Here is a 24,670-nt window from a genome sequence, read left to right on the forward strand (position 1 = left end):
CTGCGCCTGAGCCATGGCCTCCGTCGCGCGCCGCTGGTGGCGTCGCTGCCGCCGCATCGGCGGCTACGGGGTATTGGTCGTACTGATCGTCGTGGCCCTGCTCGTCGCGGTGGCGAACCAGTTCCTGCCGGCCGTCGAGAAGCATCCTGACGAGGTCGCGCGCTGGCTGTCGGAGCGCGTCGGACAGTCGGTGCGTTTCAGCGGCCTCGATGCGCGCTGGACCCGGCAGGGCCCGCGTTTTGCGCTGGACGGCCTGGTGGTCGGCGAGGGCGATCGGCAGCTCGCCATCGGGCGTGCCGACCTGCAGGTGTCGGTGTATTCCGGCCTCTTCCCGGGCATGCCGCTGACCGAGCTGAGTGTCGATGGGCTGTCGCTCACGTTGCACCAGGATCTCGAAGGTCGTTGGCGGATGAGCGGCCTGCCCGAGCCGGCACGGCCGGGCATCGATCCCTTCGACGTGCTCGCCGGCTTCGGGGAATTGCGCGTGCAGGACGCGAGGTTGCGCATCCTCGCCGAGCGCTGGGACATCGACCACACGCTGCCGCGCATCGATGGCCGCCTGCGCGTCAGCGATTCGCAGGTGCGTGGCGGTGTCCGCTTGTGGTCGGCGGACGGCCGCGCACCGCTGGATGTCAGTGCCGATGTGGCCCGCGACGGCCGCCTCGGACGCCTCTGGGTGGGCGCCGAACAGGTCGATCTGCCGGCATGGGGCCCTCTGCTCGCGGCGCTGGGCGTCGAGCCGCTCGCCGGTCGAGGCGAATTGGGCGCGTGGGTGGAGTTGGATGATCGCCGCATCGCCCGCGTGCAGGTGCGCGCGGCGCTGGAAGGGGTGAGCCTGCGGCGCGTGGGGACGGCCTTGCCGCCCGTGCGTTTCGAGCGCGCCGGTTTCGATGCGCAATGGCGTCTGGAGGCGCGGGGCTGGCAGGTCTCCGTGCCGGCCGGCACGTTCGCCAATGGCTCGAGCGAGCAGCGCATCGACGGATTCTGGATGGCGGGTGGCGAGCGGGTTGCCATCGAGGCCGAGCGCATCGACATGGGGCCGCTGCTGGCCCTAGGTGCCCTCAGCAACCGCCTGCCGGGCGGTGTATCCGCGTGGGTGGCCGAAGCGCGTCCGTCCGGCACGGTGCGCGCCTTGTCGATGCCCGCGTCGCTCCCGGGAGCCTTCGCCGGTCGGGCGACGCTCGAAGACGTCGGTTTCGCGCCTGTCGGCTCGCGTCCCGGCCTGCGCAGCCTGGCGGGTGAGGTGGCGTTCGACGCCGACGGGGGCGTGCTGGCCCTCGATGGGGCGCCGATCGGCCTCGACTGGCCGGCGGAATTCGGGCCAGTGCTGCCGCTCGGCCTGCGCGGGGAACTGGCGCTTTGGCGCGACGGCGAGGGCTGGAGCCTCGGCAGCGACGCGCTCGGCATCGAGGCGCCAGGTCTTCGGATCGCCACACGCTTCGCCCTCGGCTTCCAAGGCGACGGCACGCGGCCGACGCTGGACCTCGCCGCCGACCTCGATGATTTCAGTGTGGTGGACGCGAAGCGCTTCTGGCTGCAGACCACGATGAAGCCGCCGGTGCGTCAGTGGCTCGACACCGCACTGGTGGCCGGGCAGGCGCGCGGTGGACGGGTCGCGATGGGCGGTGATCTCGACCACTGGCCGTTCCGCGACGGCGGCGGACGCTTCGATGCGCGCGTCTCGCTGGAGGACGTCACGCTGAAGTTCAACAACGCGTGGCCAGCGGCGACCGCATTCCATGGCGAGGCGCTGTTCAATGGCCCGGGCATGGCCCTGAACAGCATGCGCGCGAACCTGCTCGACGCCGTGGTGAGCGAGGCCAGCGGCGGCATCGACGACTTCAAGTCGGCATGGCTCGACCTGCAGGTGCGCGGCGGCGGCGATGCCGGTGGCCTGCGCACGCTGGTGATGCAGAGCCCGCTCTACGCGCCGCAGCGCGCGAACATCGATGCCCTGTCGATCACTGGCCCTGCCGCGGTCGACCTGCGGCTGCGGCTGCCGTTGAAGAAGGAGTTCGGGGAGCGCGAAGTCGAAGGCACGCTCTCGCTCGACAACGCCAGCGTCGCCGATGCGCGCTGGAAGATCGGTTTCGAAGGACTGAGCGGCGCGATTCCCTTCACCGACAAGGGCTTCCTCGCCGACGCGCTGCCGGTGCGCTACGGCGACAGCGACGGCGCGCTGTCCTTGCGCGTCGGCGATACGGTGCGTGACGCCGAGAACGTGGCCGAACTGCAGCTCGATGCCGCGCTGGCGCCGTCGCAGTTGCTCGAACGCAGCCCGGAGCTCGCATGGCTGAAGCCCTGGCTCGAGGGCCGCAGCCTGTGGGACGTGCGCGTCGACGTGCCGCGGGCGCGCGCCGATGCGCCACCGCCGCCGGCGCGCCTCAGCCTTCGTTCCGACCTCGTTGGCACACGCCTCGGGTTGCCGGCGCCGCTGCGCAAGAGTGCGGCCACGCCGCTGCCGCTGCGTCTCGACCTTCCGCTGCCGGCCAGTGCCGGGGCGCTCCAGTTGCGACTGGGCCGTCTGATGCAACTGCGCGGGCGGATGGCCGACGGCGAGCGCCCGTTCGCCGCCGTCGCCGAGTTCGGCAACATCGGCGACCCGCTGCCGATTCCCGAGGCCGGCATCGCCGTGCGCGGCCAGGTGCCCAGCCTCGACATCGGCGGTTGGGTGGCGGCGGCGTCTGGCGGAGGCACTGGGCAGGGTGGCCTGCAGTCCGTCGACGTCCAGGTTGGTGCCATCGATGTGCTCGACCGGAGCTTCGGCGAGGGCCGGGTGCGCCTGCGACGCGAGGCCCAGGGGCTGTGGGTCGGCTTCGACGGCGCCGCCATCGCTGGCGAGATCCGCGTGCCCTCGGCCGAAGGCGCCGCGGTGGACGGCCGCTTCGCGCGCCTGCACTGGCCGCCGATGGATACCAAAGCGATGACCGGCAGCCGCGCCGAGTCCACCCCAGCGGTCGACCAGACCGACCCCTCGGGGCTGCCGCCGCTGCAGTTCCGGATCGAGGATTTCCGCCTCGGCGAAGCGCGCCTCGGCCGCACCGAGCTGCAGACCTTCCCGACGCCGGAAGGCATGCATGTGGACCGCTTCAGCACCACGTCCGAGGCGCTGACGGTGATGGCCAGCGGTGACTGGACGCGGATCGGCGGGCAGACCCGCTCGCGTTTCGCGGTGGATTTCGACGCCGACAGCCTCGGCGGCATGCTCGATGCGCTCGGCTTCACGGGCATGGTCGAGGAGGGGCCGGTGAAGTCGCGCATGGTCGGCGACTGGCCGGGCTCGCCGGGCAGCTTCCGGCTCGACCGCTTCGACGGCAATTTGCGCGTGGACGTTGGCGCCGGCCGACTGCTCGATGTCGAGCCCGGCACCGGCCGGTTCATCGGCCTCGTCTCCATCGCCGAGATCCCGCGCCGCCTGACCTTTGATTTCAGCGATTTCTTCGAGAAGGGTTTCGCCTTCAACGGCATGAGCGGCGACTTCGAGTTCAAGGGCGGCGATGCGCGCACCGCCAACCTGCGCATCGATGGGCCCTCCGCGGAAATCAACGTGAGCGGCACCACGGCGCTCGCCGCGCGCGAGTACGACCAGCGCGTCGAAGTGTTGCCCAAGGCCGGCGGCGTGCTCCCGGCGATCGGGGCCGTGACTGGCGGGCCGGCGGGTGCAGCGCTGGGCGCCGTGGCGCAGGCCGTCCTGCAGGTGCCGTTGAAGCAGGCGACGCGCACGGTCTACAGCGTGCAGGGCCCCTGGGCCGAACCTGATGTCGATGTCGTCGAACGCGGCCCGCGCCGCACCAGCCCCAATCGTGAAACCCCCGAAGGAATCCGCAATGACGCCGCTTGAACTGGCCGAACGCACGCTGCTCACGCCGACCGGCCTCGGCCTCGACGATGTCGACCGCGCGCTGGCCGAACTGCTCGGCCCCGGCGTCGACGACGGCGACCTCTATTTCGAGCACAGCCGCCGCGAGAGCTGGACGGTGGAGGACGGCATCGTCAAGGACGGCGCCCACAGCATCGAGCAGGGCGTGGGCGTGCGCGCCATCAGCGGCGAGAAGACCGGCTTCGCCTACACGGATGAAATCGACCTGCTGGCCCTGCTGGAATCGGCCCGCGCCGCCCGCGCGATCAGCCGCGAGGGCCTGAAGACCGCCCGCGGCCAGCGCGTCCAGGTGGCCGGCCACTCGCTGTACCCGGCCATCGACCCCATCGACCGCTTCGCGCCGGAAGGCAAGCTGTCGAAGCTGCGCGAGATCGAGGCCTGGGTGCGCGCGGCCGATCCGCGCGTGGTGCAGGTCAGTGCTTCGCTGTCGGCCGCGGTCGACACGGTCCTCGTGGCTCGCGCCGACGGCACGCTGGCCGCCGACGTGCGGCCGCTGGTGCGCTTCAACGTGCAGGTCATCGTCGAGCAGGGCGGGCGCCGCGAATCCGGCTACGCCGGCGGTGGCGGGCGCTTCGACTACGTCGAACTGTTCGCGAACGGCCGCGCGGAAGGCCTCGCGAAAGAAGCGCTGCGGCAGGCGCTGGTGAACCTCGAGGCCATCGACGCCCCGGCTGGCGCGATGCCGGTGGTGCTGGGCCCCGGCTGGCCCGGCGTGCTGCTGCACGAGGCCGTCGGCCACGGGCTGGAAGGCGACTTCAACCGCAAGGGCACGTCGATCTATTCGGGCCGCGTTGGCGAACGCGTGGCGGCGCCGGGCGTCACCGTCATCGACGACGGCACGCTCGATGCCCGCCGCGGCTCGCTGAACATCGACGACGAGGGCGCGCCGACCCAGCGCACCGTGCTGATCGAGGACGGCATCCTCAAGGGCTACATGCAGGACAGCCTCAACGCCCGCCTGATGGGCGTGGCCCGCACCGGCAACGGCCGTCGCGAGAGCTTCGCGCACTTGCCGATGCCGCGCATGACCAACACCACGATGGCGGCGGGCTCGCACACACTGGAGGAGATGATCGCCTCGGTCGAACGCGGCCTGTTCGCGCCGAACTTCGGCGGCGGCCAGGTGGACATCACCACCGGCAAGTTCGTGTTCTCGGCCAGCGAGGCCTACCTGATCGAGAACGGGAAGATCACCGCGCCGGTGAAGGGCGCCACGCTGATCGGCAACGGCCCGGAAGTGATGAACCGCGTGGTCATGATCGGCAACGACCTGCAGCTCGATGCCGGCGTCGGCGTGTGCGGCAAGAACGGCCAGAGCGTTCCCGTGGGCGTGGGCCAACCCTCGCTGAAGATCGCCCAGATGACGGTGGGCGGGACGAAGGCGTGACCTCAGTCGTCGCGGCGCCCGCCGAAGTCGTCGTGGCGGTATTCGTCCAGCCCTTCGAGGCCGCCGATCTCGTCGATGTCCTCGAGACCGTGGTCGACGCTGTTCGCCTCGGCTTCCAGCGCCTCGTCGATCGCATCGGCGTCGTCGCCACGGCCCTCGTCGGCCTCGGCCATCAGCTCGCGCAGCACGCGGAAGATCTCGCGGAAGCTGTGCGGCGGCTTGTTCGCCAGGCGCTCGGCCTTGGCATTGCGCGCCAGCGTGCGCAGCTGCTGGCGGTCGGCCATCGGGTACAGCGCGATGAACTCCGCGAGGCCGGCATCGCCGCCATCGACGATCTTCAGTCGCCAGTGTTCCACGCGATGCAGGGCCGCGGCTTCGCGGCGGGCGTCTTCCTTGGTGTGCTCGAGCGCCGCGCGCAGCGTGTCCAGCACGGCGTCGTCCTCGCGCCGCATCTGCTTCGCCAGCCATTGGGTCTGGCGCTTGCGGGCGATGTTCGAGCGGATTCGCTGCGAGTCGACCACCAGCGCGCGCAGCTCGTCGGGCATCGGCAGCAGCGCCAGTGCGGCGTGGCCGGTGTCCATCAGTTTGCCGGCCATGGCCAGAACATCAAGGGCCTCGCGCCGCTTCGCGCTGCGGCTCTCGTCGAGGAATTCGCCGGTTTCGGGGTCGCGTCCGCGCATGCGCCGGGGCCGTACAGTTGAACGATGCACAGGATAACGCAGTGACCACCGACGCCACCCTCGACCGCCTCGCCGAGCTCTCGGCCCTTGCCGTGGCCGAAGCCCGACGCCTCGGCGCCTCCCAAGCCGAAGCCAGCGCCAACGACGAGCGCGGCCTGAACGTGAACGTGCGCATGGGCGAGGTCGAGTCCGTCGAGCGCACGCGCGACCGCGGCATCGCCGTCACCGTTTACTTCGGCCAGAGGAAAGCCAACGCCAGCACGGCCGACCTCAAGCCCGAGAGCTTGAAGCGGACGGTTGAGATGGCCTGCGCCATCGCGAAGCACACCGAGCCGGACACGGCGAACGGGCTGGCCGACGAAGCTCGCATGGCGCGCGAATCGCGGGATTTCGACCAGTGGCACCCGTGGGCCATCGAGGCCGATGCCGCGGTGGCGCTGGCGCTGGAGGCCGAAGCCGCGGGGCGCAGCTTCGACCCGCGCATCAGCAATTCCGAGGGGGCCTCCGTTTCGACCAACGAGGGGTTGTCGGTCTACGCCAACTCGCACGGTTTCGTCGGCCGCGAGAAGAGCACCAGCCATTCGATCAGCGCTTCGCTGATCGCCGGGGCCGGCGAGGCCATGCAGGGCCAGTACTGGTACACCGCGGCCCTTCGCGCCGACGCTCTCGAGAGCGCCGCCGAAGTGGGGCGCAAGGCGGCCGAGCGCACGCTGGCGCGGCTCGATCCGCGCAGCGCGCCGACCGGCGAGTTCCCGGTGCTGTTCGTGCCTGAGGTGGCGCGTTCGCTGATCGCGCACCTCGTCGGTGCGGTGTCGGGCGGCGCGCTTTACCGCAAGGCCAGTTTCCTCGTCGGGGCACAGGGGCAGCGGCTGTTCCCCGAATGGTTCCGCATCGTCGAGCGCCCGCATCTCGTCGGCGGGTGGCGCAGCGGTGATTTCGACGCCGACGGCGTGGCCACGTGCGAATCGCCGCTGGTCGATGGAGGCGTGCTGCAGCGCTACGTACTTGGCACCTATTCCGCGCGGCGGCTCGGCTTGGAAAGCACCGGCAATGCCGGCGGCGTGCACAACCTCGAGGTCGCGGCCAATGCCGAGGGCTTCGACGCGATGCTGAAAGGAATGCGCCGCGGACTCGTCGTGACCGAGCTGATGGGGCAGGGCGTCAACACCGTCACTGGCGACTACTCGCGCGGTGCGGCCGGTTTCTGGGTCGAGGACGGGGCCATCGCCTACCCGGTGGACGAGCTCACCATCGCCTCCAATCTCCGCGACATGTTCCTCGGCATCGAGGCGGTCGGCGCGGACATCGACCGGCGTTCAGCGACGGCCATCGGCAGCCTGCTGGTCGGGAAAATGACCGTGGCGGGCGGTGACGGGGGCTGAAGTCGCCCCCGCGGTTCCGAGGGCTCAGGCACGGCCGGATTCCTTGACAGCCATTCACCTTTTCTCGACAGTGACCGGGCGTTTTCACCACCAAGGAAATCCCGATGTCCGACGCCTTTTCGCCGCCGCCCTCCCCCGGGGGTGAAGTCTCCGCCGAACAGCGCCAGTGGGGCCTGTTCGCCCACTTGTCGTCGCTGGTCGGATTGATCATTCCGCTGGGCAACATCCTCGGCCCGCTGATCATCTGGCAGGTCAAGAAGGACGAGATGCCCTTCGCCGCCGACCAGGCCAAGGAAGCGCTGAACTTCAACATCACCATGGCCATCGCCGGCATCGTGGCGTGGCTGCTGGTCTTCGTGCTGATCGGCTTCCTGCTGCTCCCGCTGATCGGCATCGCCTGGATCGTGCTGACGATCCTCGCGGCCATCAAGGCGAACGGCGGTGAAGCCTACCGCTACCCCTTCGCGCTCCGCCTGGTCAAGTAATCAGCGCGAGCGCTGCACGGCCATGACGGCCAGGTCCGCGAGGGCCTGGCCGTTGTCGTTTCCTCTGCCGGTGAGCGACGCCAGCGCCGCGTCGAGATCGCGCGCCACGGCGTCGAGCCGCGCGCGGGCGCCGTCGAGGCCGAGCAGGGTCATGTAGGTGCTCTTGCCCTGCGCTTGGTCCTTGCCGGCGGTCTTGCCCAGCGTGGCGGAATCCGCCTCGGCGTCGAGCAGGTCGTCCTTGATCTGGAAGCCGAGGCCGAGCAGGGCACCAACACGGCGCAGGGCGTCGATCGTCGCGGCGTCCGCACCGCGCAGCAGGCCGCCCATCACCACGGCCGCTTCGATCAGTGCGCCGGTCTTCATCCGGTGCATCGTCGCGAGGGCCTCCAGCGCCTGCGACTGGCCAGTCATCGCCATGTCGATGGCCTGGCCGCCGCACATGCCGCGCGAGCCGGCGGCGTGGGCGAGTTCGCGCAGCGCGGCGCGCACCGCGTCGGCCGGCGCCGGCGCGGCCGAGAGAACGAGGAAGGCTTCCGATTGCAGCGCGTCGCCGACGAGGATCGCCGTCGCCTCGTCGAACGCGATGTGCACCGTGGGCCGACCGCGGCGCAGTGCGTCGTCGTCCATCGCGGGCAGATCGTCGTGCACCAGCGAATACGCGTGGACGAGTTCGATGGCGACCGCAGCGTGGTCCAGCGCGTCGTCGTGTGCATCCTCGGGCGGGCTGCCGAGCGCGGCGCCGGCGGCGTAGACCAGCAGCGGACGCAGGCGCTTGCCGTCGCCGAGCACGGCGTAGCGCATCGCGGCGTGGAGGGTGCGGGGTTCGCGCGTGTCGTCGGGAAGGTGCCGCGCCAGCGCGGCGTCGACGCGTTCGCGCCACGCGTCGAGCGTGGCCTTACTCCGCATCGGCGCGGAACTCGCGCGCGCTGCCCGGGTCGGCCGGATCGGCCAGCAGGCGGATACGCAGTTCGGCCTGCTCCAAAGCGCCCTGGCATTGCCGGTAGAGGGCGACGCCGCGCTCGTAGGCGCCGAGCGATTCCTCGAGGCTCAGGTCGCCGCCTTCCAATCGTTGCACCAGCGCCTCGAGTTCATCGAGGGCGCGCTCGAAATCCTGCGGCGGCGTCGGGGTCGGGCTCATGACTGCAGTTTACCCGGCTGGGTCGGCTGGCTGCCAAACCAGACGCGCGCCGCGGGCGCGTAGCCAAGTGTCGAGCTCGGCCCCATAGGCGAGATCGCCCAAGGCTTGCAGCTCGCCTTCCGCATCGATGAGCAAGGGCACGGCGTCGCGCGCCCACGGCGGCACGCCGAGCGCAGCGAAATGCGTCTGCAGCGCGCGGGCGTGCCGGTCGCCGGCGGCACGGAAGCGCGCGGGGGCGTCGCGTCGCGCGACCCGTCGGAGCGGTGCCTCGAAGCCCTCGGCGCCGAGCAGTTGGAGCGTGCCCGCGTCCGCGTCGTCGGCGCCGTGGCCCAGCCGCAGCGGGGCGCGGCCGTCCCATGCGAGCTGGGAGAGTGGCGCGATGGCGTGCGCGTCCGTGGCGGGCTCCGTCGATTCGCGCGGCGTGAGCCAGAGGCGTCCGCCCCACTGCCGCAGCGTGGCGTCGCCCAGCGGATGCCGGAGCGCCCGGCCGGCCGGCCGCCGCGACCAGTCGCCGAGCACGCGCCGAAGGGCATCGCCGGTGAGCCGGAGGTTCCGCGATTCCGCCCACAGCCGCAGCGCGCGCGCGGCGCGCTCCTGCGGAAGAGCGCGTAAGGCCGACACCTCGACCACGTCATCGCGCAGCCCCAGCACCGTGGCGAGGTCCCGCTTCGCTTGCGCCCGCAGCAGGCCGTCCGCCTCTGCCAGACGCTGCGCACTGGCAGCGAGCGCCGCGTCCGCTTGCGGCCAGTGGCGGCGCAGCAGCGGCATCACGGTGTACCGAAGCTGGTTCCGCGACAGCCGCTCGTCACGGTTCGAGGGGTCCTCGATCCACGACAGCTCGTGCTGCGCGGCGTAGTCCGCCACCGCGGCACCGGGCGTGGCGAGCAGCGGGCGCCAGATCGGTCCGCGGGCATCGACGGTGAAGTCGCGCATCGCCGACAGCCCGCGTTCGCCGCTGCCGCGCAGCAGCGCCAGAAGCAGCGTCTCGGCCTGGTCGTCGCGGTGGTGGGCGAGCACCAGGCACTCATCGGCGCGACGTTCCGCGTCGAAGGCGGCATAGCGGGCTTGGCGTGCGGCGTCCTCGAGGCCGCGTCCCTCGCGCTTCACCGCCACACGGCGCACGGCGCAGTCCACGTTCCAATCCCGTGCCTGCGCTTCGCACTGCTGCGCCCAGCGATCGGCGCCGGCATGCAGGCCATGGTGCACGTGGATGGCGCGAAGCCCGGCCCAAGGCGCATCCGGGAGCGTCGCCAGGCGGTGCAGCAGGGCGGTCGAATCGCGCCCGCCGCTGAAGCCGACGAGCAGTCGTCGCGGCGCGTCGGCGGGGAAGGGCGTCAGGTCCATCCGGCAAGCCTGCCGTTTGCCGCCCGGCCCACGCAAACCGCGGGGCTCGAAACGACAACGCCCGCCTCAGGGGCGGGCGCTGCCGATGCCACGGAGGCGCGATCAGAAGTCGAACAGCACCTTGACCGAGGCGTCCACGGCGCCGTCGCTGATGTAGCCGATGGCGCCCGGCGTCGAAGCCACCTTGGCCTTGACCGCGGCGTCGTCCGCGAGGTCTTCCGGGGCCTTGGCGCGGCCGGTGAACACCAGACGCGACCAGTGCGAGGCGAGCTGCGCGCCGGCGCGGCCGACGACACCCGATTCGAAGGGGGCGCGGACCGGCCCTTTCTGGAACACGACGACGGCCGGCTGGCCACCGACCTGGGCCGTACGGCCGAGGAAGATGGCCTGCACGCCGGCCTTGTCGAGGGTGCCCTGGCTGGAGTTGGCGGCAACCACCACCTTGCCGGCGAAGGCCGGAGATGCGGTGAGGAGGGCGAGGGCGGCGATGCTGAGAATGCGCTTCATGGTCGTCCTCCGGTCAGAACGTGAACACGACGCCGACGGCGAGTGAATCCGCGTCTGCGCTGGCGGGCGTGTCGTTGGTGTACTGGGTGTAATCGGCCTTCAACGCGACGTTGGTCGCGACGTCCCAGCGAAGGCCATAGCTCCAGTACGTGGCGTCGAGGGCTTCCGACTGAACCACGCCAGAGGTTGCTGCGCGCAGTCCGGCCAGCGGCGGGACGTTCGGCAGCAGGGCGATGATGCCCGGCTTGGCCTCGTTGTCGCGACGGCCCCAAGTAAGGTTTGGCGTCCACGCGCCGAAACGGTATGCGCCGGTGACGTAGTACTGGGTACGGTCCGAGTAAGAGGAGTCGTCGATAGTGGTCTTGGTCCACTCTCCGATCACCAGCCAATTTCCGCGGTTAATCTCGGCAGAAATTCCGACAAATTCGGCTGGGTCCTCGCTGTAATCGATTTCCTCGGCCACATTGGAGAATCCGTTGCCTCGCAAGGCCGATAGCAGGGGTTCGAGATCGAGGATGTTGACCGACACATCTGCCTGCAAATAGCTCGCACGCAGACTCAGCCAATCGCTATACGTGGTGTCGACGTAGACACCCGTGAGCGAGTCGATCTCTTGCGAGGCGTTGTCGCTCAACTCTTCCTCGTTCTTGCCGCCGACGACGCCGACATTCGAGAACCAGTCGCCCGAGCCGAACGAGTAGGCGGCGCTGAAGCCGTCGTAGTTGCTGAAGGAAGCGTTGTAGACGGCATGCGGCGGACGCAGCCACGGGTAGGCGTAGCCCACCTCGAGGAAGTCGGAGTAGCGGAAGAAGGGCACGCGCTGGCGGCCGGCCTTCGCCGACCAGCCGTTGCCGCCGTTCCAGCCGACGTAGGCCCAGGCGAACTCGGGGTCGAAATCGTCGCGGCCACGGGCCACGATCTGCGCCGTCGCCGACCACTGCTCGTTGAGGTCGCCACGGACCTGCAGCGCGAAGAGCGATTCGTCCTTGAAGTCCCAGTCCGAGTCATAGCCGGTGCCGGGGAAAGTCGTTCCGTCGGAGACGGTGCCGGCCACCATCTGGCCGAAACCGGTGATCTGGACGCTTTGTGCCGCAGTGGACGTCGCCGCAAGGGCGGCGAGGATGCCGAGGGCCAACAGGCGCTTCATCGAGAGTTCTCCGATAGGTGGTGACGCGAACAGGGCATCGGCCCCGGGCAGCGAAACTTTAACGTTTGCCTTCACGCGAACACTTGAAGCCGATCCCGCAATTCACACACGGGACACGCCATTTTGCGATTCCGTCGACATTCCCTTGACGCGGTGCGACATCGTTCAGCCTGGACGCCCTCACGGCGTGCTGCAACACACCATCAAGCGATCGCTCAGGCCGACGCGAACGCCCCGTACTTGCGCAGACGCGCGTAGCGGCGGTCAAGCAGGGCGTCCTTCGACAGCCCTTCGAGTTTCGCCAGCTCCGCCATCAGCGTGGTCTTGAGGGTCTGGGCCATCGCCGCCGGGTCGCGGTGGGCGCCGCCCAGCGGCTCCTTGACGATGAGGTCGATGAGCCCGTTGTCCTTGAGCCGCGGCGCGGTCAGGCCCATGGCCTCGGCCGCGTCCTTGGCCTTGTCGGCCGACTTCCAGAGGATCGACGCGCAGCCTTCGGGCGAAATCACCGAGTAGGTGCCGTACTCGAGCATCAGGGTGACGTCGCCCACGCCCACGGCCAGCGCGCCGCCGGAGCCGCCTTCGCCGATCACCGTGCACAGGATCGGCACGCCGAGCTCGGCCATCTCGAGCAGGTTGCGGGCGATGGCCTCCGACTGCCCGCGCTCTTCGGCGCCGATGCCCGGGTAGGCGCCCGGCGTATCGATGAAGGTGAGGATGGGCAGCTTGAAGCGCTCGGCCGTCTGCATGAGGCGCAGCGCTTTGCGGTAGCCCTCGGGGCGCGGCATGCCGAAATTGCGGCGGATCTTGCTCTTGGTGTCGCGGCCCTTCTGGTGGCCGATCACCATGACGCTGCGGCCGTCGATGCGGGCGAGGCCGCCCACGATCGCGGCGTCGTCGGCGAAGGCGCGGTCGCCGGCCAGCTCGTGGAACTCCTCGGCGATCAGGCCGAGGTAGTCGAGCGTGTAGGGGCGCTGCGGGTGACGCGCCAGCTGGCTGATCTGCCAGGGCGTGAGCGTGGCGAAGATCTCGGCGGTGCGGGCCTTGAGCTTGTCCTCGAGGCCGCGGATCTCGTTCTCGATGTCCACGGCGGGGCCCGTGCTTGCATGCCGGAGCTCGTTGATCTTGGCTTCAAGATCGGCGATGGGCTGTTCGAAATCGAGGGAGTTCGGATTCATTTGCTTGGGACTTGGAGGGCGTTCCCCGATCGTTCCGGGGCCGCTAGAGCAAAGAGTCTAGCTGGCGGGGCGGGGTGCCGGCCATGGGGCCGGGCGGGGTAAGCCCTCAGCCCTGCAACCAGGGTTTGTGCAATTGGAGCTTGACCGCCTCCACGAAGGGCAGGTGGCGGAGGCGGGACAGCAGGTCGGAGGCTGTCCGGACGCCCTCGCGGCCGCCGAGGTCGAGGCTGCCCGCCGCGCCGGGGCGCTTGATGTCCAGGCGCAGCGGGGTGGGGCCGGGCCGGTACTCGGCCAGCAGCGCCTGAAGCTGTTCGAAGGCGCCCTTGCCCCGCAGGTCGGCCGACAGGGCGATGCGGCGGGCATGGGTGTCGAGCAGGGCCTTGAAGTCCCAGGCCTGCTTCACTCGCATGGAGAGCTCCCCGCTCACCCGGTCCGCGCCCACCTGGCCCTCGACGATCAGGATGCGGTCGCGGGAGAGGAGGTGGCCGAAGCTGGTGCAGGCCTCGCGGAAGAAGGCCAGCTCGATCTGGCCGTGACCGTCGTCGATCTGCGCGAAGGCCATGGCGTCGCCGCGCTTGCGCACGTTGCCGACGAGGCCGGCGAGGATCATCGTCGCCTCGTTTCGGCGGTCCTTGCGCTGGGCCCACGTGGCTTCGACCTCGCCGAGGTGGATGTTGACCAGCTCCGAGAGTTCGGCCCGCCACGGGTCGATGGGGTGGCCGCTGAGGTAATGGCCCAGCGTCTCGCGTTCGCCGGCCAGCAGCTGCTCCAGCGGCCACTCGTCGCAGGCCGGCAGGTCGACCTTGGCTACCGGCGCATCGGCGAAGCCGCCGAACAGGGAGACCTGCCCGGCCGCCGCCGAGCGCGCGGCCTGCTCGCTGGCCTTCACCGCCTCCGGCAGCTGCAGCAGCAGCGAGGCCCGGTTCGGCGCGAAGCCGTCCAGCGCGCCGGCATTGATCATCGCCTCGACCGCGCGCCGGTTCATCTTGGTGGGGTCGACGCGCTCGCAGAAATCCAGCAGGTCGCGAAATTTTCCCGATGAAGAGCCTGGCCCCTTGGCGCCACGCGCCTGCACGATGGCTTCGGTCAAGCCGGTGCCGACACCCTTGATGGCGCCGAGGCCGTAGCGGATCGTCCGCGCGTCCTTCGCTTCGAACATCGTCGCCGACTCGTTCGCCTTCGGCGGCAGTACGGTGAGCTGCAGCGCGCGGCACTCGTCGAGGAAGTTGACGACCTTGTCGGTGTTGTCCATGTCGGAGGACAGCACCGCGGCCATGAACTCCGCCGGGTAATGCGTCTTCAGCCAGGCCGTCTGGTAGCTCACCAGCGCGTAGGCCGCGGCGTGCGACTTGTTGAAGCCGTAGCCGGCGAACTTCTCCATCAGATCGAAAACGGCGTCGGCCTTGGCTTCGTCGATGCCGTTCGTCGCCGCGCCTTCGCGGAACATGGCGCGGTGCTTGGCCATCTCCTCGGGCTTCTTCTTGCCCATCGCGCGGCGCAGCAGGTCGGCGCCGCCGAGCGAGTAGCCGCCCAGCACCTGCGCCATCTGCATGACCTGCTCCTGGTAGACCATGATCCCGTAGGTCTCCTCCAGCACCGGCTTCACGCGCGGGTCGGGGTACTCGACTTCTTCCTTGCCGTGCTTTCGGGCGTTGAAGCTGGGGATCAGGTCCATCGGGCCCGGGCGGAACAGCGACACCAGGGCGATCAGGTCCTCGAAGCGGTCGGGCCGCGCTTCGCGCAGCAGGTTGCGCATGCCCGAGGATTCGAACTGGAACACCGCCACCGTCTGCGCGCGGCTGAACAGCTCGAAGGTGGGGCGGTCGTCGAGCGGGATGCGCGCGATGTCGAGCGGTGCTTCGCCTTTCGCGGCGCGGCGCGTGTTGATGGCCTTCACCGCCCAATCGATGATCGTCAGCGTGCGCAGGCCGAGGAAGTCGAACTTCACGAGGCCGATGGCTTCGACGTCGTCCTTGTCGAACTGCGTCACCGCGCCCTTGCCACCCGGTTCCGAGAACAGCGGGCAGAAGTCGGTGAGCGGCGTCGGCGCGATCACCACACCGCCCGCATGTTTACCGGCGTTGCGCGTGAGGTCCTCGAGCTGTCGCGCCAGGTCCATCAGGTCGCGCACGTCGTCCTCGCGGGCGTAGCGTTCGATCAGCTCACCCGAGCGCACGGTGTCGTCGGTCTTGCCCTTCTCCGTTTCGCCCAGCGCGTCGTCGAGGGCGATGCCGAGCACGTTCGGGATCAGTTTGGCGACGCCGTCGACGAAGCCGTAGGGATGGCCGAGCACGCGGCCGCAGTCGCGCACCACGGCCTTCGCGGCCATGGTGCCGTAGGTGATGATCTGGCTGACGCGTTCGCTGCCGTACTTGCGGCTGACGTAGTCGATGACCTCGTCGCGCCGGTCCATGCAGAAGTCGATGTCGAAGTCGGGCATCGACACGCGTTCCGGGTTCAGGAAGCGCTCGAACAGCAGGTTGTAGGCCAGCGGGTCGAGGTCCGTGATGCCGAGCGCGTAGGCCACCAGCGAGCCCGCGCCCGAACCGCGGCCCGGGCCCACGGGGATGCCGTGTTCCTTACCCCAGTTGATGAAGTCGGCCACGATCAGGAAGTAGCCGGGGAAGCCCATCTTGATGATGACGTCGACTTCGCGCGTGAGGCGGTCGGCGTAGTCCTGCGCGGTCAGGCCCGCCGCAGGATCGTGCGAGGCGAGTCGCTTGGCGAGGCCGCGTTCGGCTTCCGAGCGGATCCAGGTGTCCAGCGTCTCGCCGTCCGGCACCGGGAAGGCTGGCAGGTAGTAGGTGCCGAGGTTGAGCTGGAAGTTGCAGCGCGCCGCGAGGTCGACGGTGTTCGCCAAGGCATCGGGCAGGTCATGGAAAAGGGCTTCCATTTCCTCGGTCGATTTCAGGTACTGCTCGGCGGTGAAGTCGCGCGGGCGCTTCGGGTCGTCGAGCACGCGGCCCGTCGCGATGCAGACGCGCGCCTCGTGCGCGTCGAAATCATCGCGGTCGAGGAAGCGAACCGCATTGGTCGCGATCGCCGGCAGGCCGCGCGCGGCGGCGAGTTCCAGTGCGGCGCGGTTGAAGGCTTCATCGCCCGGTTTGCCCGTGCGCGTCAGCTCGAGGTACAGGCGGTCGTCGAAGCGGCGTGCGTAGCGGTCGAGCAGTTGGGCGGCGTGGTCGTCGCGGCCGCCGCTGAAGGCCTGGCCCGGCGGACTGTCGGCACCGAGCGCAAGGATCAGGCCCTCGTGGTCGTCGAACAGCCAGTCCGGGCGGACGCCGAGCACGTCGCCGCGCTGGCCGTCGGCATAGGCGCGGGTGATCAGGCGCGAGAGCGAGAGGTAGCCGCGGCGGTCGAGGCACCAGGCGGTGACGCGGCCCAGCACGGCCTCGCCGTCGTCGAGGGTGAGCTGCGCGCCGGCGATGGGCTTGAGGCCCTTGCCCTCGGTTTCCTTGTAGAACTTCACCAGCCCGAACAGGTTGGTCGGGTCGGTGAGCGCGACCGCCGGCTGCCCGCGCTGCGCGCAGCGCTTGGCGAGGTCGGGCAGACGGATCGTGGAATCCGTCAGCGCGTACTCGCTGTGGACGTTGAGATGGACGAAGCGGGGCGGCATGGCGGCGTCCGGGGCAGACGCCGCAGGCTACGTGCCCCGCTGCGGCGGGACAAGGCTTGACTCAGCCGGCGTAGCGGGCCGTCGCGTAGCTGCGCTCGCGGTGCAACTGGCGGTCGAGGCGCTGCACCCGGTCGGCCAGCTGGCGCAGGGCGAGGTACTCGGCTTCGCGGCGCTGGTGCTCGGCGCGCGGCGACGGGTTGGGCGTCGGAGCGTGGGTGGGGTAGGGGCGGCTGGGGGCGTTCATGGCAGGGCTCGTCGCGGGTCTCGGGGCATCGCCGCGGAATGTGGCGATGTGGCGACAGTCTCTACGCACGTCCGTCGTGCGGTAAGTCACAAAAGTCAGAATGACCACCGGCGCAATGCCGGAAGTCATGCCCTTGCCGTCGCGATGTCATTTGCCGCCCCGAGACTGCCGAGAGGCAACTGGGCGCTGTGTGGAATGAACCGACGGATGTCCGAACTGAGAATCTTCGTCCTCATGCTCGTTGCCCTCGCGTGGTTGCCGCCGCCTTTGGGCGCCGCTGGCGTGCCAGCGCCGGAGGGCTTTACCAAGCCGTTTCCGAACAGCCGCCATGTCGCGGTGCAGGGCGTCGAGCTGCACGTCCGCGAATGGCGTCCCCGGGGCGAAGCCCCAGCCGCGGACCGCGCGCGCTGTCCGGTGTTGCTCGTCCACGCCCTTGCGGGTTCGACCTACTCGTTCCGGCACGTGGCACCGGCCTTGGCGAACGCCGGGCATCGGGTGCTGGCGGTCGACCTGCCGGGCTACGGCTACAGCGCCCGTCGACCTTTCGAGGGCAGCGCAGCGGCGGCGCTCTGGTCGTTTCTCGAAGCGGAGGCTCCGGCACACGCGTGGTGCCTGGTTGGGCATTCGATGGGCGCGCGCGTCGTGGGGCAGATGGTGGCGGACGCGCCGTCGCGGGTCGCCGCCGTCGCCTACCTTTCCGGCTCCCCGATGCGGGAGCGCCGACGCAATCCCGCGATGTTCCGTGCGCAGCCTCTGCGCGGGATCGTCCTCGCGCTCGCGGAGCGCCGCTACCTGCACGCGCAAGGCCTTTCCAAGGCTTTGGAGGATGGCCTGGGGCGTCCTCCCGATGCTGCGGAGTTGGCCGCGTATCTCGCGCCGCTGCAGGTGCCCGGTACCTTGCCGGCGATTCTCGACGGCTATGCGAGCGACATGGGTCCGGACCGCACCGATCCCTCGCGGCTTTCCGGCGTGCCCAGCCTCGTGTTGTGGGGGAGCCACGACCGTTGGTTGAAGCCGGACGTTGGGGAGCGGCTGGCTTCGTCGCTGCCCGCCGCGACCTGGGTGCAGGTGGACGGTGCCGCGCACAGCCCGATGGAGACGCATCCCCGCGAGGTCGTCACGCCGATGCTCGACCTGTTCGCGAAAAGCAACGAAGGCGGGGCCTTCGCCGGCTCGATCAATCCAGCAGCGGCGGAACCATCGATGCCCTGACGGGCGCGAAACTGCGCCGATGCGCCGGGCAGGGTCCGAAGCGGCGAAGCGCGTCGAGGTGCTCGGGCGTCGGATAGCCCTTGTGTGCGGCGAAGCCGTACTCCGGGTGCGCCGCATTGAGGTCCAGCATCCAGCGATCGCGCGCCACCTTGGCGAGAATCGAGGCCGCCGAGATCGCAGCGATCTTCGCGTCGCCCTTGACGATGGCTTCGGCGGCGATACCCAGGCCGGGCGGCACGCGGTTGCCGTCGACGAGCACGCGCGAGGGCGTGGTCGCCAGCGCCGCCACCGCGCGCCGCATGCCGGCCATCGTGGCCTGCAGGATGTTGAGGCGGTCGATCTCGTCGGCGTGCACGAACACGATGGCGAAGGCGAGCGCCTCGGACTGGATGCGCGGGAACAGCGCCTCGCGGCGGGCTTCCGACAGCGCCTTGGAATCGCCGAGACCGTCGATGCGTCGGGCCGGGTCGAGGATCACCGCGGCCACCGCCACCGGGCCGGCCAGCGGCCCGCGGCCGGCTTCGTCGACGCCGGCGACGCCGGGCACGGTCCACGACGGATCGATCATTGCGGCAACAGCGTCGACACCGCCTCGGCCGCCGCCCGCGGCATCGGGGCGTGCAGCGCCTCGTGCAGGCCTTCGAAGCGCAGGCGGTGGGCCGGCGTGAGGCCCTCGCGCAGCAGGCGCTCGATGTCGTCCGCCAGCACGTCGGCGCGGCAGTCGGCCTGCATACGTTCCGGCACCAGCGATTCGCCGGCCAGCACGTTCGGCAGGCTGTAGCGCTCGACCTTCAACAGGCCGAAGGCCTTGACGATGAAATGCGTGAGCGGCGCGATGCGGTAGGCCACGACCATCGGCCGCTTGGCCAGCATCGCTTCGAGGGCCGCCGTGCCGGAGGCCAGCAGCACCGCATCGCTGGCCACCATGGCCTCGCGTGCACGGCCGTCGACGAGGTGCAGGGCCCCATGCAGGGCGAGCGAGGCCGGGTGTGCCGCGAGCAGGGCCTGGAAGCGTTCGCGGCAGCGCGGGTTCGCCATCGGGGCGAGCACGCGGAGGTCCGGCAGGCGCTGGCGCAGCAGGTCGACCGCGTCGAGGAACACCGGCCCGAGCCGGGCGATCTCGCTGCCGCGGCTGCCGGGCAGCAGGGCGAGCAGCGGGCCGCCGCCGTCGAGGCCCAGCGCGCGCCGGGCGGCGTCGCGGTCCGGGTGCATTGGCAGCATCGCTGCGAGGGGGTGGCCGACGAAGCTCGCCTCGACGCCGTGCTTCGCATAGATGGCCGGCTCCATCGGGAACAGGCAGAGCACGCGGTCGGCCGACGTGCCGATTTTCGCGGCGCGGCCTTCGCGCCAGGCCCAGACCGAGGGGCTGACGTAGTGCACGGTGCGAATGCCGCGCTGCTTCAGCCACTTCTCCAGCCCGAGGTTGAAATCGGGGGCGTCGATGCCGATCACCACGTCCGGCTGCCAAGCCAGCAGGTGTTCGCGCAAGTTGCGGCGGAGGCGAAGCAGGCGCGGCAGATGCTTGAGCACCTCGACGAGGCCCATGACCGCGAGTTCCTCGCAGTCGTGCCAGGCGGTGACGCCGGCGGCGCGCATCTCCGGCCCGGCGATGCCGACGAACTCGGCATCAGGGTGCAGGGCCTTCAGGTCACGAACGAGGGCAGCGCCGAGCAGGTCGCCCGAGGCCTCGCCCGCGACCAGCGCGATGCGCGGCGAGCCCATCAGCGCAGCAGGCCGCGCTCGCTCGACTCGATGAAGGCGAGCATGCGGGCGACGTCTTCCGATGTGGTAGCGGCTTCCGCGAGCTGCTGCTTGGCCTCGGCCAGCGGCGCGCCCGACATGAACACGGCGCGGTAGGCGCGCTTGATGGCCGCGATGCGTTCGGCGTCGAAGCCGCGGCGCTTCAGGCCTTCCGAATTGATGCCGCGCGGCACCGCGTACTTGTCGGCGACGATCACGAAGGGCGCGACGTCGGCGTTGACCAGGCTGCCCATGCCCACGAAGGCATGCGCGCCAATGCGGCAGAACTGATGAATGCCCGCGAATCCACCAAGAATCGCCCAGTCCTCCACGACGACGTGGCCGGCGAGCGTGGCGTTGTTGGCGAAGATACAGTGGTTGCCGATCACCACGTCGTGGGCGACGTGCACGTAGGCCATCACCCAGTTGTCGTTGCCGACGGTGGTGACGCCGCCGCCATCGACGGTGCCGCGCGAGAACGTGGTGAATTCGAAGATGGTGTTGCGGTCGCCGATGACGAGCTGCGTCGGTTCGCCCTTGTGCTTCTTGTCCTGCGGCTGGCCGCCGAGGCTGGCGTGCGCATGGATCACGTTGTCCCGGCCGATGCGGGTCGGGCCGAGGATCGAGCAGTGCGAGCCGATGCTCGTGCCCGCGCCGATCTCGACGTCCGGCCCGATCACCGTGAACGGCCCCACGGAGACGCCGTCGTCCAGCCGGGCCTTCGGGTCGATGATGGCGGTCGGGTGGATGGCGGCGTTCGCGTTCATGCGGCCTTGGTCTCCGCGCACAGCATCTCGGCGCTGGCCACTTCCTTGCCGTCCACGAGCGCCTTGCCTTCGTAGAGGGCCATGTTGCGGATGGTGCGCTTCAGCGTGACTTCGAGGATGAGCTGGTCGCCGGGCACCACCATCTTCGAGAAGCGCGCGTTGTCGACCTTCACCAGGTAGAACTGGCTCGGGCCGTTGTTCTCGGCGCAGGCCTTGCCTTCCGAGAGCATCGACAGCAGGCCGCCGGCCTGCGCCATCGCCTCGATCACCAAGACGCCCGGCATCACCGGGTTGCCGGGGAAGTGGCCGGTGAAGTGCGGCTCGCTCGCGGTAACGTTCTTCAGCGCGACGATGCGCTGGCGCGGCTCGACGGACAGCACGCGGTCGACCAGCAGGAACGGGAAGCGGTGCGGCAGCAGGCGTTCGATGCAGCGGACGTCGAGCGGGAAGGGGGGCAGGGTCATGAGCTGGAATCGTTCTTCTTGAGCAGGATTCTGGCGAGTCGGTCGAGCTGGCCGAAACGGGCGGCGTTCTTGCGCCATTCGCGCTTGGGCTGCAGGGGCGTCCCGGAAGCGTACTCCCCCGGCTCGCCGAGCGAATGGGTGACGAGGCTCATGGCGCCGATCGTCACCTTGTCGGTGATCTCGAGATGGCCAATGATGCCGGCCGCGCCGCCCACCAGGCACCAGCGGCCGATGCGCGTGGAGCCCGCCACCGCGACGCAGCCGGCCATCGCCGTATGCGCGCCGATGCGGACGTTGTGGCCGATCTGGATCTGGTTGTCGAGGCGCACGTCCTCCTCGAGCACGGTGTCATCGATGGCGCCGCGGTCGATCGTGGTGTTCGCGCCGATCTCGCAGTCGTCGCCCACCACCACGCCGCCGAGCTGGGGCACGTTGATCCAGCGGCCACCATCCACCGCGAGCCCGAAGCCGTCGGCGCCGAGCACGGCGCCCGGATGGATGCGGACGCGCTCGCCAAGTCGCACGCGGCGCACGAGGGTGACGCGCGCCACCAGCTCGCTGCCCGCGCCGACCACGCAGTCCTCGCCGATCACGCTGCCCGCACCGACCATCGCGCCCGCGGCAACGACGCTGCGCGCGCCGACGCTGACAAAGGCGCCGATGTGCGCGGTGGGATCGACGGTGGCGGTCGGGTCGATGTCCGCGCTGGCGTGGACGCCCGCCGGGCGCGTAGGCACGCGCTCGAACAGCGCGGCGATGCGCGCGTAGGTCGCGTAGGGATTCGCACTCAGAAGCGCCGGTACCGGGCAGTGCTCGGCTTCCGCCGGGTGCAGCACCACGGCCGCCACGCGGGTGGCGGCCAGATGCTTGCGATAGGCCGGGTTGGCCAGGAAGGCCAGCGTGCCGGGCGGGGGCGCCTCCGCCTGCAGCGGCGCGACGCCGTAGACCTCCGCATCCTCGCCGCGCCACTCGAGCCCGAAGCGTTCGGCGAGCGCGGACAGCCGGAAGCGCGGGGTCGTCGCTTCCATCCGCCGTTAGAACTGGCCGCCGAAGGTGAACTGCAGGTTCTCGGTGCGGTCCGTGTCCTCGGAGCGGAACGGCGACGCCCACGAAATCGAGATCGGGCCCATCGGCGACTGCCACTGCAGCGCGATGCCCGTCGAGGCGCGGATGTCGCCCGAGCCGAACTCGCGCGTGTTGCGCCACACGTTGCCGAAATCGAGGAAGGCCGAGATGCGGATGCCGCGCGAGTCGAACAGCGACGGGAAGTAGGTTTCCACCGAGCCGATGGCCTTGAACGCACCGCCGAGCGACTGGCGGAAGTTGGAGTTGCTGCCGAAATCGAGCGAGGAGACCGGGCCCAGCGTGTTCTGCTCGAAGCCGCGCAGCGAACCGGGGCCGCCGGCGTAGAAGTTCTCGAAGAACGGCAGGCCGGCGTTGCCGGTCTTGCCGTAGCTGTCGCCGTAGCCGATCGAGGTGCGCGTCTCGACCACGAGTGCGCGGTTGATCGGCCAGAACTTCGAGAAGTCGTACGAGAGCTTGTAGTACTCGAGGTCCGAGCCCGGCAGTGCCACTTCGGCGCTGATGCGGTTGAGCGTGCCCGCGGTCGGCGCGTAGAAGTCATTGCGCGTATCGCGGGCCCAGCCGGCCTGCATGCGCCACGCGTTCACCGTCCAGAGGCGGTTGAAAGCGACCTGGGTGATCACGCAAGGCTGCGGGACACCGTTGATGGGGTCCCGCGGCAGGCAAGGGAAGGCATTCGTGGTGTCGCCGGGGGCGAACGCGAAGCGCGCGCGGTCGCCGAGCGTGGCCACCAGGTAGTCGATCAACTCCGGCGGCGTCGAGCCGTCGACCGAGGTCAGGTCGACCTTGTCGATGCCGATCGAGGCCGAGATGCTGTCCGTCTCCGAGAGCGGCAGGCCGAACACCGCCTCGAAGGCAGCGTTGTCGGTCTGGTAGCTGGCGATGTTGAAATCGCTGAAGTCGTTCTCGCTGTAAGACAGGTTGTAGCCCAGCGAGACGCCGCTATCGGTGAAGTAAGGGTCCATGAACGAGAAGCTCACGCCCTTGCTGTAGCTGTTGTTCTGCACCGACACCGACACCTTGTTGCCGGAGCCGAGGAAGTTGTTCTGCGAGAGCGACAGCTGCACGCTCGCGCCGTAGAGCTGGCTGTAGCCGAGGCCGAACTGGAACTGGCCGAACTGGCGTTCCTTCACGGTGACCACCACGTCGACCTTGTCCGGCTCGCCGGTGACCGCCGGCGTCTCGATCTCGACGGTGTCGAAATAACCCAGGCGCTGCAGGCGGATCTTCGAGCGGTCGATCGCCGCCTGCGAGTACCACGTGCCCTCGAACTGGCGCAGTTCGCGGCGCATCACCTCGTCGGCGGTGGTGTCGTTGCCCTTGAAGGTGATGCGGCGGACCTGGACGCGCGGGCCCGGGTTGACGACGAAGTTGATGGCGACCTCGGTCTTCTCGCGGTCGATCGTCGGCACCGGATTCACTTCGGCGAAGGCGTAGCCGATGTTGCCGAGCACGGCGGTGATGCCGTCCGAGGTGAGCTCGAGCAGCTGTCGCGAGAAGGTCTGGCCTTCGCGCACGAACAGCATGCTCTCGACTTCCTCCACCGGCAGGATGGTGTCGCCGCTGACCTGCACCGACGAGATGCTGAACACCTCGCCCTCGGTCACGCTGGCGCCGATGGTCATGTCCTTGCGGTCGGGGCTGATCGCGACTTGTGTCGATTCGACGTTGAAGTCGACGTAGCCGCGGTCGAGGTAGTAATTGGTGAGCTTCTCGAGGTCGCCGGAGAGCTTCTCGCGCGAGTACTGGTCGTCGCGCTTGTACCAGGACAGCCAGTTGCTGGTGTTCGATTCCCAGCTCTGGCGCAGCTCGTCGTCGCCGTAGACGGTGTTGCCGACGATGTTGATGTCGCGGATGCGCGCGGCCTTGCCCTCGTCGACGGTGATGGTCACGTCGACGCGGTTCAACGGCAGGTTGGTGACCGTCGGGGTGATCGTCACCGAGTACTTGCCGCGGTTGTTGTACTGGCGGATCAGCTCCTGGGTCACCCGGTCGACGTTGAGCGGGTTGTAGGTCTCGCCTTCGGCGAGGCCGATGCCGCGCAGGCCCTTCATCAGCTCCTCGGACTTGATGTCCTTGTTGCCGGAGAGGGTGATCTTGTTGATGGCCGGGCGCTCGACCACCTTGATGACCAAGATGTTCCCCTCGCGGGCCAGCGACACGTCGCTGAAGAACCCGGTCCGGAACAGCGCGCGGATCGCTTCGCCGGCGCGGCCCTGGTCGAGGGTCTCGCCGCGTTCGACGGGCAGGTAGGAGAAGACCGTGCCGTTCGAGATGCGCTGCAGACCGTCGACGCGGATGTCCTGCACCTCGAAGGCGCCGATGGACTGGGCCATGGCGGTGCCCGACAGGGCAGCGGCGAGGGCGAGGGCGAGCAGGCGGCGGGTGGGGCGATGCGTCATGGAAACGTCCAAAAGCG

20 protein-coding genes are annotated in these 24,670 nt (G+C 69.7%); 5 read left to right on the forward strand and 15 right to left on the reverse strand.

Going from position 1 to position 24,670, the window contains the following annotated elements; translation table 11 throughout:
* Positions 1-13: 13 nt before the first annotated feature.
* Together O9255_RS10775 and tldD are read left to right on the forward strand one after the other, a co-directional pair.
* Positions 14-3,841: a YhdP family protein gene (locus O9255_RS10775; protein WP_297866859.1), complete on the forward strand. Its 3,828-nt coding sequence runs from the start codon at positions 14-16 to the stop codon at positions 3,839-3,841.
* On the forward strand, positions 3,828-5,267 hold the full coding sequence (gene tldD / locus O9255_RS10780) for a metalloprotease TldD (RefSeq protein WP_297866860.1): 1,440 nt from the start codon (positions 3,828-3,830) through the stop codon (positions 5,265-5,267). The genes O9255_RS10775 and tldD overlap by 14 nt, the downstream gene beginning before the upstream one ends.
* A 2-nt stretch (positions 5,268-5,269) precedes the next feature.
* Here the strand turns inward: tldD and yjgA are convergent, their stop codons facing one another.
* On the reverse strand, positions 5,270-5,947 hold the full coding sequence (gene yjgA, locus O9255_RS10785; RefSeq protein ID WP_297866861.1) for a ribosome biogenesis factor YjgA: 678 nt from the start codon (positions 5,945-5,947) through the stop codon (positions 5,270-5,272).
* A gap of 41 nt (positions 5,948-5,988) precedes the next feature.
* On the opposite strand from yjgA, the gene pmbA reads away from it, so the two are divergent.
* Positions 5,989-7,329, forward strand: coding sequence for a metalloprotease PmbA (pmbA, locus tag O9255_RS10790; RefSeq protein ID WP_297866862.1), 1,341 nt, complete (start codon positions 5,989-5,991; stop codon positions 7,327-7,329).
* A gap of 104 nt (positions 7,330-7,433) precedes the next feature.
* Positions 7,434-7,814: a DUF4870 domain-containing protein gene (locus O9255_RS10795; RefSeq protein WP_297866863.1), complete on the forward strand. Its 381-nt coding sequence runs from the start codon at positions 7,434-7,436 to the stop codon at positions 7,812-7,814.
* Here O9255_RS10795 and O9255_RS10800 read toward each other — a convergent pair whose 3' ends face one another.
* The 8 genes from O9255_RS10800 to O9255_RS10835 all read right to left on the reverse strand — a co-directional run bounded on the left by O9255_RS10800 (position 7,815) and on the right by O9255_RS10835 (position 16,985).
* Complete coding sequence (locus O9255_RS10800) at positions 7,815-8,720, reverse strand: polyprenyl synthetase family protein (protein ID WP_297866864.1); 906 nt, start codon at positions 8,718-8,720, stop codon at positions 7,815-7,817.
* Positions 8,710-8,952, reverse strand: coding sequence for an exodeoxyribonuclease VII small subunit (locus O9255_RS10805; RefSeq protein ID WP_297866865.1), 243 nt, complete (start codon positions 8,950-8,952; stop codon positions 8,710-8,712). Before O9255_RS10805 ends, O9255_RS10800 begins: the two co-directional genes overlap by 11 nt.
* Positions 8,953-8,961: 9 nt before the next feature.
* Complete coding sequence (gene tilS, locus O9255_RS10810) at positions 8,962-10,296, reverse strand: tRNA lysidine(34) synthetase TilS (RefSeq protein ID WP_297866866.1); 1,335 nt, start codon at positions 10,294-10,296, stop codon at positions 8,962-8,964.
* 102 nt (positions 10,297-10,398) lie between these two features.
* Positions 10,399-10,803 carry a phosphate ABC transporter substrate-binding protein gene (locus O9255_RS10815; RefSeq protein WP_297866867.1) on the reverse strand — a complete coding sequence of 135 codons (405 nt, stop codon included), beginning with the start codon at positions 10,801-10,803 and terminating at the stop codon, positions 10,399-10,401.
* Positions 10,804-10,816: 13 nt separating this feature from the next.
* Complete coding sequence (locus tag O9255_RS10820) at positions 10,817-11,950, reverse strand: porin (protein ID WP_297866868.1); 1,134 nt, start codon at positions 11,948-11,950, stop codon at positions 10,817-10,819.
* A gap of 215 nt (positions 11,951-12,165) precedes the next feature.
* On the reverse strand, positions 12,166-13,125 hold the full coding sequence (locus tag O9255_RS10825; protein WP_297866869.1) for an acetyl-CoA carboxylase carboxyltransferase subunit alpha: 960 nt from the start codon (positions 13,123-13,125) through the stop codon (positions 12,166-12,168).
* 106 nt (positions 13,126-13,231) lie between these two features.
* Positions 13,232-16,741: a DNA polymerase III subunit alpha gene (gene dnaE, locus O9255_RS10830; RefSeq protein ID WP_297866870.1), complete on the reverse strand. Its 3,510-nt coding sequence runs from the start codon at positions 16,739-16,741 to the stop codon at positions 13,232-13,234.
* A gap of 61 nt (positions 16,742-16,802) precedes the next feature.
* On the reverse strand, positions 16,803-16,985 hold the full coding sequence (locus O9255_RS10835) for a hypothetical protein (protein ID WP_297866871.1): 183 nt from the start codon (positions 16,983-16,985) through the stop codon (positions 16,803-16,805).
* Positions 16,986-17,192: 207 nt separating this feature from the next.
* On the opposite strand from O9255_RS10835, the gene O9255_RS10840 reads away from it, so the two are divergent.
* The gene (locus O9255_RS10840) at positions 17,193-18,197 is read left to right on the forward strand and encodes an alpha/beta hydrolase (RefSeq protein WP_297866872.1); all 1,005 of its coding nucleotides are present in this window, start codon (positions 17,193-17,195) and stop codon (positions 18,195-18,197) included.
* Here the strand turns inward: O9255_RS10840 and rnhB are convergent.
* From rnhB to bamA, 6 genes are read right to left on the reverse strand one after another with little or no spacing between them, the layout of a single operon-like run.
* Complete coding sequence (gene rnhB, locus O9255_RS10845; RefSeq protein ID WP_297866873.1) at positions 18,163-18,765, reverse strand: ribonuclease HII; 603 nt, start codon at positions 18,763-18,765, stop codon at positions 18,163-18,165. The genes O9255_RS10840 and rnhB overlap by 35 nt on opposite strands.
* Positions 18,762-19,919, reverse strand: a complete 1,158-nt coding sequence (lpxB, locus tag O9255_RS10850) for a lipid-A-disaccharide synthase (protein WP_297866874.1) — start codon at positions 19,917-19,919, stop codon at positions 18,762-18,764. Before lpxB ends, rnhB begins: the two co-directional genes overlap by 4 nt.
* Positions 19,919-20,704, reverse strand: coding sequence for an acyl-ACP--UDP-N-acetylglucosamine O-acyltransferase (gene lpxA, locus O9255_RS10855; protein WP_297866875.1), 786 nt, complete (start codon positions 20,702-20,704; stop codon positions 19,919-19,921). Before lpxA ends, lpxB begins: the two co-directional genes overlap by 1 nt.
* Positions 20,701-21,168 carry a 3-hydroxyacyl-ACP dehydratase FabZ gene (gene fabZ, locus O9255_RS10860; protein WP_297866876.1) on the reverse strand — a complete coding sequence of 156 codons (468 nt, stop codon included), beginning with the start codon at positions 21,166-21,168 and terminating at the stop codon, positions 20,701-20,703. The genes lpxA and fabZ overlap by 4 nt, the downstream gene beginning before the upstream one ends.
* Positions 21,165-22,196, reverse strand: coding sequence for a UDP-3-O-(3-hydroxymyristoyl)glucosamine N-acyltransferase (gene lpxD / locus O9255_RS10865; RefSeq protein ID WP_297866877.1), 1,032 nt, complete (start codon positions 22,194-22,196; stop codon positions 21,165-21,167). Before lpxD ends, fabZ begins: the two co-directional genes overlap by 4 nt.
* A gap of 6 nt (positions 22,197-22,202) precedes the next feature.
* A complete protein-coding gene (gene bamA / locus O9255_RS10870; protein ID WP_297866878.1) occupies positions 22,203-24,653 on the reverse strand; it encodes an outer membrane protein assembly factor BamA in 2,451 nt (816 codons plus the stop codon).
* Positions 24,654-24,670: the final 17 nt, after the last annotated feature.

Source organism: Silanimonas sp. (assembly GCF_027530345.1).
Taxonomy (GTDB): Bacteria; Pseudomonadota; Gammaproteobacteria; order Xanthomonadales; family Xanthomonadaceae; genus Silanimonas.

What these genes read in the sequence shown, in the direction of transcription:
- O9255_RS10775 (WP_297866859.1), top strand. Translation starts at nt 14, where the DNA reads ATGGCCTCCGTCGCGCGCCGCTGGTGGCGTCGCTGCCGCCGCATCGGC.
- tldD (WP_297866860.1), top strand. Translation starts at nt 3,828, where the DNA reads ATGACGCCGCTTGAACTGGCCGAACGCACGCTGCTCACGCCGACCGGC.
- yjgA (WP_297866861.1), bottom strand. Translation starts at nt 5,947, where the DNA reads ATGCGCGGACGCGACCCCGAAACCGGCGAATTCCTCGACGAGAGCCGC.
- O9255_RS10795 (WP_297866863.1), top strand. Translation starts at nt 7,434, where the DNA reads ATGTCCGACGCCTTTTCGCCGCCGCCCTCCCCCGGGGGTGAAGTCTCC.
- O9255_RS10800 (WP_297866864.1), bottom strand. Translation starts at nt 8,720, where the DNA reads ATGCGGAGTAAGGCCACGCTCGACGCGTGGCGCGAACGCGTCGACGCC.
- O9255_RS10805 (WP_297866865.1), bottom strand. Translation starts at nt 8,952, where the DNA reads ATGAGCCCGACCCCGACGCCGCCGCAGGATTTCGAGCGCGCCCTCGAT.
- tilS (WP_297866866.1), bottom strand. Translation starts at nt 10,296, where the DNA reads ATGGACCTGACGCCCTTCCCCGCCGACGCGCCGCGACGACTGCTCGTC.
- O9255_RS10815 (WP_297866867.1), bottom strand. Translation starts at nt 10,803, where the DNA reads ATGAAGCGCATTCTCAGCATCGCCGCCCTCGCCCTCCTCACCGCATCT.
- O9255_RS10820 (WP_297866868.1), bottom strand. Translation starts at nt 11,950, where the DNA reads ATGAAGCGCCTGTTGGCCCTCGGCATCCTCGCCGCCCTTGCGGCGACG.
- O9255_RS10825 (WP_297866869.1), bottom strand. Translation starts at nt 13,125, where the DNA reads ATGAATCCGAACTCCCTCGATTTCGAACAGCCCATCGCCGATCTTGAA.
- dnaE (WP_297866870.1), bottom strand. Translation starts at nt 16,741, where the DNA reads ATGCCGCCCCGCTTCGTCCATCTCAACGTCCACAGCGAGTACGCGCTG.
- O9255_RS10835 (WP_297866871.1), bottom strand. Translation starts at nt 16,985, where the DNA reads ATGAACGCCCCCAGCCGCCCCTACCCCACCCACGCTCCGACGCCCAAC.
- O9255_RS10840 (WP_297866872.1), top strand. Translation starts at nt 17,193, where the DNA reads ATGTCCGAACTGAGAATCTTCGTCCTCATGCTCGTTGCCCTCGCGTGG.
- rnhB (WP_297866873.1), bottom strand. Translation starts at nt 18,765, where the DNA reads ATGATCGATCCGTCGTGGACCGTGCCCGGCGTCGCCGGCGTCGACGAA.
- lpxB (WP_297866874.1), bottom strand. Translation starts at nt 19,919, where the DNA reads ATGGGCTCGCCGCGCATCGCGCTGGTCGCGGGCGAGGCCTCGGGCGAC.
- lpxA (WP_297866875.1), bottom strand. Translation starts at nt 20,704, where the DNA reads ATGAACGCGAACGCCGCCATCCACCCGACCGCCATCATCGACCCGAAG.
- fabZ (WP_297866876.1), bottom strand. Translation starts at nt 21,168, where the DNA reads ATGACCCTGCCCCCCTTCCCGCTCGACGTCCGCTGCATCGAACGCCTG.
- lpxD (WP_297866877.1), bottom strand. Translation starts at nt 22,196, where the DNA reads ATGGAAGCGACGACCCCGCGCTTCCGGCTGTCCGCGCTCGCCGAACGC.
- bamA (WP_297866878.1), bottom strand. Translation starts at nt 24,653, where the DNA reads ATGACGCATCGCCCCACCCGCCGCCTGCTCGCCCTCGCCCTCGCCGCT.